Below are 13,450 nucleotides of genomic sequence, written 5' to 3'. Positions count from 1 at the left end.
GCGTTTGTGAGGCCTCAGTTCGAGAAAAGTCTGGAAAGCGACGGTTGGGAAATATTCCCGCGGGCGCGGGGCGCGTCATCGCCGTCACACAACCTTTAAAAGATTGTTTTTATTTTTTCCAATCTCAGGTAGATTGTAGCGACATATTCGTCGGGGGGCGAGAATGTGGCGACCAGCCATCTTGTGCGCGTTCTTGATCGCGGGCTTGGCGGGATCCGACGCCGGGCCGGGCTTCAGCACCGCTAGCGCCCACGACTGCCAAGACAAGATCGGTCTCAAGGACTGGAACCCGGCGCTCGGGAAAGCCATCCAGGCCCGACTGAAGGCTCGCGGCTACTATCGCGGCCCGATCGACGGCAAGCTTGGCCCCAAGAGCAGGGCCGCGATGGATGCGTTCCGCACGGAGCGCGGCATGGTCGCCGACCATCGCCTGCACGCCGATTTCATGAAGGAACTTCTCGGCGTCGAAATGGAGCTCGACGACTGGCAGGACCAATACGCCCTGCTCGCGGAACTCGGCATCCCCAGGGAGGCGTCGCCGACGCCCAACCCCTGCCAAGACCTCTACAGCGGCAGGGACCCGGAGCCCACGAACTGATGGCGCAGCCGCTCGCAACCGCGCCGGCCGGCGCGCCCGAAGCCAAGGCCTGCCGATACTGCGCCTCCCCCCTGCTGCCCGGCTCGGTCCTGTGCACCGCGTGCAACCAATGGCAGGAGCTGCGCTACCAGTTTCGGCCGGCGCTGACCCCCGCCGCGATCCTGTCAGTGCTCACCACGACGGTTCCGGTGCTCGTCCTGGCGCTGGCCTTCTTCAAGACCACGCTGCAGGACCCAGGATCGTCGGTGAAGACCAGCGTCCTGGTCTGCACCCGGCAAGACGTCCTGCTCACCGTGTCCAACACCGGCAACCGGGCGGCCGTGCTCATCGACGGCACGGTGACGATGCGCGACGGCGCCTCGGCCGAGCCGGCGGTCCGCCACCTGCGCCGCGACGACCTGCCCATGGTGCTGAAACCGGGCGACCCAAGGCCGCTGTCCCTGGCGATGCAGTTCGCTCCCCCGCTCAACGCCAAGGCGCCGATGCCTCAGAAGCCAATCGAGGGCCGCAAGTGCACCTACGATATCGTCATGAACATCGTCGACTTCAAAGGCGAGAAGCGCACCGCGCCGGGCCAGACCTGCCAATGCCCCTGAACGCCCGCCTCAAGCCGGCGCTGATCGCTTTCGGCGTGCTTCTTGCGATGTCGATCCAGCCCCAGGCCCCGGCGCAGGCCCAGGCCTCGACCCCGCTGTCGGTGTTCCTGGCGCATGTCCGGCCGGTCGACGAGGCCTCGCGCTCGGGCCTGAAGACCTGGACCGACGTCTTCGCTCGGGACATCGACATTGCCGTGCGCAACGCTTCGACCACGAGCTTCGCCACCACGCGGTTCGAGCTGATCAGGAGCGAGGTTTCGCAACCGCCAACGCTCCCGGAGCTGAGGGTCATGCAGCACGGAACACGATCGATCTATGTGGCCAATTCGCTCGGCGCGGCCGGCGTCAACGGGGCCACGCGCGTATCCAGCATGGTCTATCTGGGCGACCTCAAGGGCGACCTGCAAGAGCCCTACATCCAGATCGACCAGTCGGTGAGGACCGCCGACTATACCGCCCAGAAAGACGCACTGACGGTCCTGACGCTCTACGCCCTGGCCAATGAAGCCCACCGCCTGGGTCGAACGCCCGCCTCGTGCCGCCTGCTCCAGCGGGCCTCGACCGTCGCCCGAGGGATCGACCTGCAGCGCATGCGGCTCAACGCCGTAAGTGAGGCCTTGGCCAAGTCTGGCCGCCTAAGGTGCTGAGCCCGGCCATGAACCTTCGCGCTCTTGCGGCCTTGGCCGCCACCCTGATCGCCTGGCCGACCTTCGGTTCGGCCGGGGAGGCCATGCCCAGGAAGACCCTCCGAAGTCCTTCCACCGCGGTGGTCGCGACGACTGGCGACGAACCCAATGTCCTCGTCGCGGTTCCCAACCTGCCGGAAGGCGAACTCGGCGTGCAGATCGCCGCGCTGTTCAACCTCCAGGTCTGGAGAACCTTGAGACGGGCCCCCACGCCCCCGGGCGTGAGCTTCGGCTCGGCCACGGCGATCTGGTCTCATCCGGAAGATCCTACGGTCTCGACCGCCCAGGCCGCCGACGACGTCGCCGAGAGGCTGGCCGCGCAGATGGTCCTGTGGGGCGTGGCCCACCGTTATGGCGACGGGGTCGTCGTCGACATGAACCTGACCATCGCCGACGAGGCCGTGCGACGACGCCGCCCGAGCGCGGCCGAGTGGAGCATCCAGATCGAGGACCGCAGGCTGTCGCTGATGCTGCCGGAGGGCGTCTATTCGTTCGCCCCGGTCGTCCTGTCGCAGCGGAGCGTGCAAACCTATTCCAGCCCCTCGGCCCTCCAGCTCTGCCAGGCCAGGAGGCTGCCCTGCCGGGGACCTCGCGTGGAAGGCGGCATGGAGGCGAAACTGCACGACGGCCCCTGGTCGCGCGTCAAGCTCAAGCGCAACGACCAGATCGGCTGGATATACGTTCCTCCGCTTGAAAACCGGCCGGATCCGGCCGATTTCACCAGCGGCATGGTCTGTTACTATCGCGGCGACTTCATCAGGGCGGCCGAATTCTTCGAGAGGGTCGCGGCCTCCCCGGCCAGCGGCGAGCTCATCCGCTCCGAAGCCGCCGCTCTCCATATCGCCGCCCTGGCCCGCTCGGCAGGCGACGACGTGCCGAACGCGCTGCTGCGCTACCGCGGGCAGAACCTGGAGTCGCTGAAACTGCACCAGGCGGCCGTGATGTATTATCTGGCGCGATGGCGCGCACTGGCTTTGGAAGCCGCCCGTCCCGTCATTGGCGATCAACCGCCCCCGCCCGCCGGGCTGCTGTCGGACGAAGCGCTCGGCGCCGCGGCGCACCACTTCAGGGCGACGGCTGCCTATCTCGACAGGGACGATCCCTGGCGGAAGGGCGTCGAACGGATCCTGCGGTCGCAGAACTTCGCGCCTCCGCTCTGGTTCCGCCTGCCTCAGCGCAATTCGGCATCCTCGCCGTGACGCGGCCCTAAACCGCCTTGAACCCCAGCACCTGCTGCATGTCGTAGATCCCCGGCGCCTTGCCTTGCGCCCACACGGCGGCGGCCACCGCGCCGCGCGCGAACAGGCCCCGGTCGATGGCCGAGTGGGCGATGGTCAGGCTTTCGCTCTCGCCGGCGAAGATCACGCTGTGCTCGCCGATGATGCCGCCGCCGCGCACCACCGAAAAGCCGATCGAGCCTTCCTTGCGCGGACCGGTGACGCCGTCGCGGGCGCGGTCCTCGACCTCGGAGAGCACGACGCCGCGCCCCTCGGCGGCCGCCTGGCCCAGCATCAGGGCCGTGCCCGAAGGCGCGTCGATCTTGCGCTTGTGATGCGCCTCGAAGACCTCGATGTCCCAGTCGCTGGCCGGCAGGGCGGCGGCGGCCTGGCGCACCAGGCCCATCAGCATGTTGACGCCCAGCGAGAAGTTGCCCGAACGCACGATGGTCACCTTCTGGGCCGCCTTCTCCAGGCGCGCGTCCTGCTCGGCCGTGAAGCCGGTCGAGCCGATCACCAGCGCGATCCCGCCGCCCGCCTGGGCGATGGTCTCGGCCAGGGCCACCGACGCCTCGGGGATGGTGAAGTCGATGATCGCCTGGGCCTGGGCCAAAGCGCTTTCCAGCGCCATCAGCCCCTCGCCTTCCGCGCCCGGACGGTCGAAACGGGCCACGGCGGTCGCGTCGGCGCGGCCTTCGAGGGTGGCGGCCACGGCCTTGCCCATGCGGCCCAGGGCTCCGGCGACGGCGATCCGAACGGGGGACTGGGACACGGGGTTTTCTCCACGAAACTTGCGCCGCGCCTCGTCGCCCACCCCCTCTCCGGGGTCAACGGATTTATCCGGCGAGCTTCCGTAGCGGGAGCGAGCACGAACCCGCAAACCTTTGCCCAACAAGCGTTTGTACCGGTACCATTTGATATTGTCCGGTTGTAGCGCCGATCCCCCGTCGCTAGGCTGGTCTGTGCATAAGGACGCGTCGCATCGTTCGGCGGGTCCATTTCAACTGGCTACGCAGGACAGGAAACGCCGCCATGAGCGACGCGGAACGCAAGACCTTCACCGACGCGGAGGCCCTGGCCTTCCACCGCTATCCCCAGCCGGGAAAGCTGGCGGTCACCCCCACCAAGCCGATGGCGACCCAGCGTGACCTGTCGCTCGCCTACTCGCCCGGCGTGGCCGTGCCGGTGCACGCCATCGCCGCCGATCCCGACATGGCCTACGAGTACACCTCCAAGGGCAACCTCGTGGCGGTGATCTCCAACGGCACGGCGATCCTGGGCCTGGGCGACCTGGGGGCCCTGGCCTCCAAGCCGGTGATGGAAGGCAAGAGCGTCCTCTTCAAGCGCTTCGCCGACGTCGACTCCATCGACATCGAGGTCACCACGAAGGACGCCGACGAGATCATCACCGTCGTCAAGAACATCGGCGTCACCTTCGGCGGCATCAACCTGGAAGACATCAAGAGCCCCGAGTGCTTCCGCATCGAGACCGAGCTGCAGGAGCTGCTCGACATCCCGGTGTTCCATGACGACCAGCACGGCACCGCCATCATCTGCGCCGCCGGCCTGATCAACGCCTGCCACATCACCGGCAAGAACCTGGCCGACATCAAGGTGGTGCTGAACGGCCCCGGCGCGGCCGGCATCGCCTCGATGGACCTGATCAAGGCCATGGGCGTGCGCCCCGAGAACGTCATCGCCTGCGACAGCAAGGGCGTGCTCTATCGCGGCCGCACCGACGGCATGAACCAGTGGAAGAGCGCCCACGCCGTCGACACCGACAAAAGGACACTCGCCGAAGCCGTCCAGGGCGCCGACGTGCTGCTCGGCCTGTCGGCCAAGGGCGCGTTCACGCCGGAGATGATCGCCAGCATGGCGCCCAATCCAGTGATCTTCGCCATGGCCAATCCGGATCCCGAGATCACGCCGGAAGAGGTGCACCGCGTGCGTCCCGACGCGATCATGGGCACGGGCCGCAGCGACTATCCCAACCAGGTCAACAACGTCCTGGGCTTTCCCTACATCTTCCGCGGCGCGCTGGACGTGCGCGCCCGCCGCGTCAATCACGAGATGAAGATCGCCTGCGCCCAGGCCCTGGCGATGCTGGCCCGCGAGGACGTGCCCGACGAGGTGGCCGCCGCCTATCACGGCCGCCAGCTGAAGTTCGGCCCCGACTACATCATCCCCTCGGCCTTCGACCCGCGCCTGATCTGGTACGTGCCGCCGTTCGTGGCCCAGGCGGCCATGGACACGGGCGTGGCCCGCAAGCCGATCGCCGACATGGAGGCCTATCGCCAGAGCCTGGCCCAGCGCCTCGACCCGACCGCCGGCTTCCTGCAGAAGATCGCCGGCTCGGTGCTGGCCAAGCCCAAGCGCATCGTCTTCGCCGAGGGTGAAGAGCCGTCCGTGATCCGCGCCGCCTACGCCTTCCAGACCGGCGGCTACGGCAAGGCCATCCTCTGCGGCCGCGAGAACCTGGTGCACGAGAACATGAAGCTCGTGGGCCTGGATCCCGAGACCGCCGGCATCGAGATCCACAACGCGCGCCTTTCCGACCGCAATCCCGACTATGTCGACGCCCTCTACGCCCGGCTCCAGCGCCAGGGCTTCCTCAAGCGCGACGTCCAGCGCCTGATCAACCAGGACCGCAACAGCTTCGCCGCCTCGATGGTGACGATGGGCGAGGCCGACGGCATGGTCACCGGCGTCACCCGCAGCTTCGACCAGGCGCTCGACGAGGTTCTGCGCGTCGTAGACCCCGCGCCCGGCGGCCGGATCATGGGCATGTCGGTGGTGCTGGCCAAGGGCCGCACCATCTTCGTGGCCGACACCAACGTCACCGAATTGCCCGACGCCGACGAGCTGGTCGAGATCGCCTGCGAGGCCGCCTCGGCCGTCACCCGCCTGGGCTTCAAGCCGCGCGTGGCCTTCATGAGCTACTCCACGTTCGGCAACCCCATGGGCGAGCGCTCCGACAAGGTGCGCCAGGCCGTGGCCACGCTGGACGAGATGGGCGTCGAGTTCGAATACGAGGGCGAAATGCCCCCCGAACTGGCCCTCGACCCCGAAAAGCGCCTCGCCTACCCGTTCATGCGCCTGACCGACAGCGCCAACATCCTGATCATGCCGGCCATCCACGCCGCCTCGATCTCGACCAAGCTCGTCCAGTCGCTGGGCGGCGCCACGGTGATCGGGCCGGTGCTGCTGGGGCTTTCGAAGTCGGTGCAGATCTGCCCGCTGGGCGCCTCGGTGTCGAAGATCCTCAACATGGCGATGATGGCGGCTTACGACCAGCCGGTGGAGGCGGGGGCGTAGCCCCCAAACCCTCTCCCGGAGGGAGGGGGAGGGGTTACGGTGTCTGCCGGCGCGCCAAGATCCTCCCCCTGAAGGGGGAGGTGGCCCGGAGGGCCGGAGGGGGAAGTGCCTGATGAGGTCGGTGCATCCCCCATATCAGCAATCCCTTCCCCCTCAGTCGCTCCGCGACAGCTCCCCCTTCAGGGGGAGCATCCGGGCCGCGACGCGAGAATTGGCCCTTTCACCTCATGCGCGAACGGGGCCATGATATCGCTCCCGTCGCCTGCTCCTCTCGGAGACCGCCCGGACCGATGATCGATACGGTCTCTCCCAGCCTGACCACGGCGCTGATGCACGCGCCGATGGGGATCGCCATCTTCGACCGGTCGATGCGGTATCTCGCCCACTCGGCCCAGTACCTGACCGACCAGGGCCTGCCGGCCGATCTGCCGCTGCTGGGGCGCGTGCACTACGAGGTGTTCCCCGAGATCCCCCGCTACTGGCGCGACCTGCACGCGCGGGTGCTGAACGAGGGGGTCGAGCTGCGCGAGGACGGCGGCGACCGCTATGTCGACCGCCACGGCCGGGTCGAGTGGATCCGCTGGTCGATGGCTCCCTGGCGCACCGACGAGGGCGCGGTCGGGGGCCTCGTTCTCTATACCGAGGTGGTCACCGCCGCCGTCGAGGCCCGCCTGCGGCTGGAGGCGGCCGAGGCCCGCTACAAGGCGGTGTTCGAACAGGCGGCCATGGGCGTGGCGCGGATCTCGCCGCGCGGGGTGTTCCTCGAGGTCAACGACCGCTTCTGCGCCATCACCCGCCGCACCCGCGAGACCCTGGCGGCCGGCAACGCCGCCGAGCTGATCGCGCCGCAGGACCTGCCGGGCGCGCAAGCCCACGTGCGGGCCCTGCTGGCTGGCCGGCTCGACACCTACGCCGCCGAGCGCCGCCTGATCGCCGGCGACGGCGATCTGCTGTGGATCCGCCTGAACGTCTCCAAGGTGCAGCCGCGCGGGGGCCTGGCCTATCTGGTGGCGATCATCGCCGACATCACCGCCCGCAAGGCGGTCGAGGCCGAGCAGGAGCGCCACCAGGGCCAGCTGCGCCTGCTGATCAACGAGCTGAACCACCGCGTGAAGAACACCCTGGCCACCGTCCAGTCGATGGCCGCCCAGACCCTGCGCAACGAGCCAGACCCCGTCACCGCCTTCGAAAAGTTCGAACTGCGGCTGCTTGGCCTGTCGCTGGCCCACGACGTGCTGACCCGCGAGAGCTGGCATGGCGCGGACCTGTGCGAAGTGGCGCAGAGGGCGCTGGCGCCGTTCACCGCCGCGGCCGGCCGGGTGTCGGTGGCCGGGCCGCCGTGCTTCCTGCCGCCGGGCGGGGCGCTGACCATGTCGCTGGTGTTCCACGAACTGGCCACCAACGCCCTGAAGTACGGGGCGCTGTCCAATCTGGACGGCTCGGTGGCCGTGGCCTGGAGCTTCGACCAGGCCAGCCGCGCCCTGTCGCTGACCTGGACCGAGACCGGCGGCCCCAGGGTCGAGGCGCCGCCCACCCGGCGCGGCTTCGGCTCGCGGCTGATCGAGCGCAGCCTGCGCGGCGAGCTGCGCGGCCAGGTCAGGATGGAGTGGCGCGAGGAGGGCCTGGTCTGCCGGCTCGAAGCCGTCGCGCCCCTGCCCACCCCGCCCTCGCCCGAGCTCGGCGTCGTCGCCAGCCTGGACGAACGGCGCTAAGAGCGCGGCTGGGCCGAGTTCTAGGAGTCTCCATCTATGCAGCTGTCCGACCAGATCGTCCTCGTCACCGGCGCCGGCCGTGGCCTGGGGGCCGAGATCGCCCGCGCCTTCTCCCGCCAGGGGGCCCGCGTCGTCGTCAACTACCGCGCCAGCAAGGACGCCGCCGAGGCTCTGGCCGCCGAGCTGGGCGGGCCCGGGCGCGCCATCGCCGTCCAGGCCGATGTCGCCGACCGCGCCGCCGTCGAGGCCATGCTGGCCGCCGCCAAGCAGGCCTTCGGCGGCCCCGTGACCACCGTGGTCAACAACGCCCTGGACTACAGCTTCAACGGCGACGCCCGCGCGCACCTGGCCAGCATCGCCTGGGAGGACTTCGAGAAGCAGAACCTCACCGTGCTGAAGGGCGCGCTGAACGTCATCCAGGCCGCCGCCCCCGACATGGCCGACGCCGGTTTCGGCCGCGTCATCAATGTCGGCACCAACCTCTTCCAGAACCCAGTCGTGCCCTATCACGACTACACGGCCGTCAAGGCCGCCCTGCTGTCGCTGACCCGCACGGCCTGCGGCGACCTGGGCCCCGCCGGCATCACCGTCAACATGGTCTCCGGCGGCCTGCTGCGCGTCACCGGGGCCAGCGCCGCCACGCCCGAGCCGGTCTTCGACCTGATCGCCGGCATGACCCCGCTGCGCTCGGTCACGACGCCGGCCGAGTTCGCCGACGCGGTGCTGTTCTTCGCCAGCCCCTGGGCGCGGGCCGTGACGGGGCAGAACCTGGTGGTGGATGGCGGGCTGGTGCGGGACTGATCTTTATAAGAGCCCGTCATTCCCGCCCTATAAGAGCCCGTCATTCCCGCCCTCGTGGCGGGAAACCCTGGGTCCGCTTGCACGTGCAGCGCAGGCGGACCGCCGGCGGTCCGCCCCTCCCGCACTTGCGGCTGAAAGAGGAGTTCCCGCCACAAGGGCGGGAATGACGGGAGTAGAAACAGAGGGAGGGAATTCGCCCCCTGCGACGCCCTGCCCTCTTGAGCGACTCGCCCCGTAGGCGGACGCTTTTCCGGTGACGCTTAGCCGTTGTCGGAGTGCTTCGATGACTTCCCGCGCGTTCGAGCTGCAGATGCTGGGCTACGGCCTGACCACGGCCAACATCTGCTACCACCTGCCCGACCACCCGCACCTGCTTCAGCTCTATGTCTGGCAGGAGTACGATCTGGCCCCCAGGTTCCCCACCCTGAAGGGCTTCCTAGACTTCTGGAGCCGCGAGCTCGACGGGGTGCTGCACTCGGTGCAGGTGGCCCACGACCGGCTGATCGGTCCGGCCGAATGGAAGGCGGTCAACGGGGTCTTCACTCTCCAGTGAACCGAGGCCAGTGCAACCCGGCGGGGGTTGCGCTGGCGACTTCCCCACCGTAACTCCCCCCGATGACCACCAAGGCCAAGATCTGCGGGCTCTCGACGCCGGAGACGGTGAAGACCGCCTTCGACGGCGGCGCGGCCTATCTCGGCTTCGTCTTCTTCGCCAGGAGCCCCCGCAACGTCGAGCCCGAGACCGCAGCCCGTCTCGTGGAACCGGTGCGCGGCCGCGGCGTGCAGACCGTGGCCGTGACCGTCGACCCCGACGACGCCCTGATCGACCGGCTGATGGCCACCATGCGCCCAGACCTGATCCAGGTGCACGGCAAGGAGACCCCCAGTCGCGTGCGCGAGATCGCCCAGCGCAGCGGCGTCGGCGTCATCAAGGCTTTCTCGGTCTCCACCTCGGCCGACGTCGACCAGGCCAAGGCTTACGAGACCGTGGCCGAGCAGTTTCTTTTCGACGCCCGGCCGGTGGAAGGATCCGCCCTGCCCGGCGGCACCGGCGCAAGGTTCGACTGGAGCCTGCTGCAAGGCCGGCGATTTTCTCGCCCGCATTTCCTCGCGGGCGGCCTCGATCCCTGGAACGTGGGCGCCGCCGTGGCCGCCTCCGGGGCCCCGCTGGTGGACGTTTCCTCTGGCGTGGAACGCGGTCCGGGCCTAAAGGACCCGGCTCTGATCACGGCGTTTCTCGACGCCGTCAAACGCGCCTGACCTAACTGGAAACGCCCGTGAACGCTCCTGCCAAGCCCAATGACTGGTCCGCCTATCCCGACGCCAAGGGGCGCTTCGGCGAGTTCGGCGGCCTGTACGTGGCCGAAACCCTGATGCCGCTCGTGCTCGAGCTGGACAAGGCCTACCAGGAAGCCAAGAACGATCCGGCCTTCCAGGCAGAGCTGCGCGGCTACCTGACCCACTATGTCGGCCGCCCCAGCCCGCTCTATTTCGCCGAGCGCCTGACCCGCCACCTCGGCGGCGCCAAGATCTATTTCAAGCGCGAAGAGCTGAACCACACCGGCGCGCACAAGATCAACAACTGCATGGGCCAGATCCTGCTTGCCCAGCGCATGGGCAAGACCCGGATCATCGCCGAGACGGGCGCGGGCCAGCACGGCGTCGCCTCGGCCACCGTGTCGGCGCGCTTCGGCCTGCCCTGCATCGTCTACATGGGCGCCGTCGACGTCGCCCGGCAGAAGCCCAACGTCTTCCGCATGAACCTCCTGGGCGCCGAAGTGCGCCCGGTGACCTCGGGGGCCGCGACCCTCAAGGACGCCATGAACGAGGCCATGCGCGACTGGGTCACCAACGTCCACGACACCTACTACCTGATCGGCACCGCCGCCGGCCCGCACCCCTATCCGGCCATGGTCCGAGATTTCCAGGCGGTGATCGGCAATGAAACCCGCGAGCAGATCCAGGAACTGGAAGGCCGCCTTCCCGACGCCGTCGTCGCCTGCGTGGGCGGCGGCAGCAACGCCATCGGCATGTTCCACCCGTTCCTCGGCGACGAGAGCGTGAAGATCTACGGTGTGGAAGCCTCGGGCCACGGCCTGGACACCGACAAGCACGCCGCCTCGCTGACCGGCGGGCGTCCGGGCGTGCTGCACGGCAATCGCACCTACCTGCTGCAGGACGACGACGGCCAGATCCTCGACGCCCACTCGATCAGCGCCGGTCTCGACTATCCGGGCATCGGCCCGGAGCACTCGTTCCTGCACGACATCGGCCGGGCCCAGTACCTGACCTGCACCGACGACGAGGCGCTGAAGGCCTTCCAGCTGTGCGCCGAGCTCGAGGGCATCATCCCCGCGCTGGAAAGCGCCCACGCCATCGCCAAGCTGCCGCAGCTGGCCAAGGAGATCGGCGAGGGCGGCGTGATCGTCATGTGCCTGTCGGGCCGTGGCGACAAGGACATCTTCACCGTGGCCGACGCGCTCGGGCGCTCGATCTAAGCTCTGGCGATCTGAAGGCTTCCATGACCAAAGACCGCATCGACCGCCGTTTCGCGGCGCTGAAGGCTGAAAACCGCGCCGGCTTCGTCGCCTATGTGATGGCCGGCGACCCGGACGCGGCCACCGCGCTCGAGATCCTCAAGGGCCTGCCGGCCGCCGGCGCCGACCTGATCGAGCTGGGCTTCCCGTTCTCGGACCCGATGGCCGAGGGCCCGACCATCCAGCGCGCCAGCCAGCGCGCCCTGGCCGGCAAGATGACCCTGAACGGCACGCTGGAGCTGGCCCGCGCCTTCCGCGAAGGCGACCAGGACACCCCGCTGATCCTGATGGGCTATCTGAACCCGCTGGTGAACAAGGGCTTCGAAGCGTTCGCCAAGGCCGCCGCGCAGGCCGGCGTCGACGGCCTGATCGTCGTCGACTGCCCGCCGGAAGAAGCCGATCCGCTGAGCGACGCGCTGGAGGCCGAAGGGATCTCGCTGATTCGCCTCGCCTCGCCGACGACCGACGAAAAGCGCCTGCCGACCGTCGTGCGTCGCACCTCGGGCTTCGTCTACTACGTGTCGGTGGCCGGCGTGACCGGCGTCAAGGAAGCCGACGCGGATGCCGTGGCCCCGGCCGTCGAGCGCCTGCGCGCGGCCGCGCAACTGCCTGTGGCGGTTGGCTTTGGCATCCGCACGGCCGAGCGCGCCGCCGAGGTGGCCCGCGTCGCCGACGCGGCCGTCGTGGGCTCGGCGTTGGTGGATGAGATTGAATCAGCCGGCAAGCTGAACGAAAACGTGACCCAAAAGGTTCTTTCCAAGGCGTCGGAGCTGGCTAAGGCTGTGCGATCCGCGCGACAAGAGACGGTGTGAGGCTGTAAGGCTATGGCGATGGCTGAACCCCAAGGCCCCAAGAAGGGCGACAAGACCAAGAGCTCGACCGACCGCCGAGGCGGCTGGCTGTCGCGTATCGCCCCCGGCGTGCGCGGTGCGTTCGCCAAGCGCGAAACGCCCGAGAACCTCTGGGTCAAATGCCCCGACACGGGCGAGATGATCTACCGCTCCGACCTGGAGGCGGCCCTGTGGGTCACGCCGGCCGGACGCCACATGCGCATCGGTCCCGAGGCGCGCTTCAAGTTCACCTTCGACGACGGCCAGTACGAGGCCCTGCCGACCCCGTCGGTGGTCGAGGACCCGCTGAAGTTCTCGGACGGCAAGCCCTACAAGGATCGCCTGGCCGCCGCTCGCAAGAGCACCGGCGAGCAGGACGCCATGGCCATCGGTTACGGCAAGATCGCCGGCGTCGACGCGGTCGTTCTGGTGCAGGACTTCGCCTTCATGGGCGGCTCGCTCGGCATGGCCGCCGGTGAAGGCTTCATCGCCGCCGCCAAGGCCGCCCTGGCCCGCCAGGTCCCGCTGGTCGCCTTCACCGCCGCCGGCGGCGCGCGCATGCAGGAAGGCGCCCTCTCCTTGATGCAGATGGCCCGCACCACCCTGGCCATCAACGAGCTGAACGACGCGGCCCTGCCCTATGTCGTGGTCCTCACCGACCCGACCACCGGCGGCGTCACCGCCTCCTACGCCATGCTGGGCGATGTTCACCTGGCCGAGCCGGGCGCCCTGATCGGCTTCGCCGGTCCGCGCGTCATCGAGCAGACCATCCGCGAGACCCTGCCGCCGGGCTTCCAGCGTTCGGAGTACCTCGTCGAAAAGGGCATGGTCGACCGCGTCACCGCCCGCAAGGACCTGCCGTCCACCCTCGGCTCGGTCCTCGGCACCCTGATGCTTGGCCGTCGCAAGGCGGCTTGAACCTGAAGTTCCTCCCCCGTGAAACGGGGGAGGGGGACCGCGAAGCGGTGGAGGGGGCGACCGCCGCACTCCGTCCCGGGGCGCCCCCCCCCCCCCCCCGCCCCGCCCCCCCCCCCCCCCCCCCCCCCGGGGGGGGGGGGGGGGGGGGGGGGCCGGCCCCCCCCCGCCGCAAGGCGGCTTGAGCCCATCCAATTCCCATGCCTACAGTAGGATAACGTCGTTCTCGAAGCGGCGATGTCC

13 protein-coding genes are annotated in these 13,450 nt (G+C 68.9%); 12 read left to right on the top strand and 1 reads right to left on the bottom strand.

From position 1 onward, the window contains the following. Positions 1-205 precede the first annotated feature (205 nt). The 4 genes from V6S85_RS24500 to V6S85_RS24485 are packed head-to-tail and all read left to right on the top strand — an operon-like array spanning position 206 to position 3,079. The gene (locus V6S85_RS24500; protein ID WP_207780785.1) at positions 206-598 is read left to right on the top strand and encodes a peptidoglycan-binding domain-containing protein; all 393 of its coding nucleotides are present in this window, start codon (positions 206-208) and stop codon (positions 596-598) included. Further along, positions 598-1,194: a hypothetical protein gene (locus V6S85_RS24495; protein WP_334350573.1), complete on the top strand. Its 597-nt coding sequence runs from the start codon at positions 598-600 to the stop codon at positions 1,192-1,194. Before V6S85_RS24500 ends, V6S85_RS24495 begins: the two co-directional genes overlap by 1 nt. Beyond that, positions 1,185-1,841 (top strand): hypothetical protein, encoded by a 657-nt coding sequence (locus tag V6S85_RS24490; RefSeq protein WP_334350572.1) that lies wholly within the window; start codon positions 1,185-1,187, stop codon positions 1,839-1,841. Before V6S85_RS24495 ends, V6S85_RS24490 begins: the two co-directional genes overlap by 10 nt. A gap of 8 nt (positions 1,842-1,849) precedes the next feature. Then, positions 1,850-3,079: a hypothetical protein gene (locus V6S85_RS24485; RefSeq protein WP_334350571.1), complete on the top strand. Its 1,230-nt coding sequence runs from the start codon at positions 1,850-1,852 to the stop codon at positions 3,077-3,079. A 7-nt stretch (positions 3,080-3,086) separates the two neighbouring features. Here the strand turns inward: V6S85_RS24485 and dapB are convergent, their stop codons facing one another. Further along, on the bottom strand, positions 3,087-3,869 hold the full coding sequence (gene dapB / locus V6S85_RS24480; RefSeq protein WP_334350570.1) for a 4-hydroxy-tetrahydrodipicolinate reductase: 783 nt from the start codon (positions 3,867-3,869) through the stop codon (positions 3,087-3,089). 260 nt (positions 3,870-4,129) lie between these two features. Between dapB and V6S85_RS24475 the strand changes: the two genes are divergently transcribed. The 8 genes from V6S85_RS24475 (at position 4,130) to V6S85_RS24440 (ending at position 13,210) form a co-directional block, all read left to right on the top strand. Further along, positions 4,130-6,412 (top strand): NADP-dependent malic enzyme, encoded by a 2,283-nt coding sequence (locus tag V6S85_RS24475; protein ID WP_116569118.1) that lies wholly within the window; start codon positions 4,130-4,132, stop codon positions 6,410-6,412. Positions 6,413-6,702: 290 nt separating this feature from the next. Beyond that, positions 6,703-8,124, top strand: coding sequence for a sensor histidine kinase (locus tag V6S85_RS24470; RefSeq protein ID WP_334350569.1), 1,422 nt, complete (start codon positions 6,703-6,705; stop codon positions 8,122-8,124). A gap of 36 nt (positions 8,125-8,160) precedes the next feature. Beyond that, positions 8,161-8,925 carry a 3-oxoacyl-ACP reductase gene (locus tag V6S85_RS24465; RefSeq protein WP_116569116.1) on the top strand — a complete coding sequence of 255 codons (765 nt, stop codon included), beginning with the start codon at positions 8,161-8,163 and terminating at the stop codon, positions 8,923-8,925. 283 nt (positions 8,926-9,208) lie between these two features. Then, positions 9,209-9,478 carry an usg protein gene (locus tag V6S85_RS24460; RefSeq protein ID WP_101714085.1) on the top strand — a complete coding sequence of 90 codons (270 nt, stop codon included), beginning with the start codon at positions 9,209-9,211 and terminating at the stop codon, positions 9,476-9,478. A 62-nt stretch (positions 9,479-9,540) separates the two neighbouring features. Further along, on the top strand, positions 9,541-10,185 hold the full coding sequence (locus V6S85_RS24455; RefSeq protein ID WP_334350568.1) for a phosphoribosylanthranilate isomerase: 645 nt from the start codon (positions 9,541-9,543) through the stop codon (positions 10,183-10,185). Positions 10,186-10,202: 17 nt separating this feature from the next. Then, positions 10,203-11,423 (top strand): tryptophan synthase subunit beta, encoded by a 1,221-nt coding sequence (gene trpB, locus V6S85_RS24450; protein WP_165828994.1) that lies wholly within the window; start codon positions 10,203-10,205, stop codon positions 11,421-11,423. A 23-nt stretch (positions 11,424-11,446) separates the two neighbouring features. Next, the gene (trpA, locus tag V6S85_RS24445) at positions 11,447-12,274 is read left to right on the top strand and encodes a tryptophan synthase subunit alpha (RefSeq protein WP_116569113.1); all 828 of its coding nucleotides are present in this window, start codon (positions 11,447-11,449) and stop codon (positions 12,272-12,274) included. 12 nt (positions 12,275-12,286) lie between these two features. Next, positions 12,287-13,210 (top strand): acetyl-CoA carboxylase carboxyltransferase subunit beta, encoded by a 924-nt coding sequence (locus V6S85_RS24440; RefSeq protein WP_101716057.1) that lies wholly within the window; start codon positions 12,287-12,289, stop codon positions 13,208-13,210. The last annotated feature ends 240 nt before the right edge of the window (positions 13,211-13,450 follow it).

This window comes from Caulobacter sp. CCNWLW153 (genome assembly GCF_036889365.1).
GTDB classification, from domain to species: domain Bacteria; phylum Pseudomonadota; class Alphaproteobacteria; order Caulobacterales; family Caulobacteraceae; genus Caulobacter; species Caulobacter radicis.
This window is presented reverse-complemented; position numbering and strand designations above follow the sequence as displayed.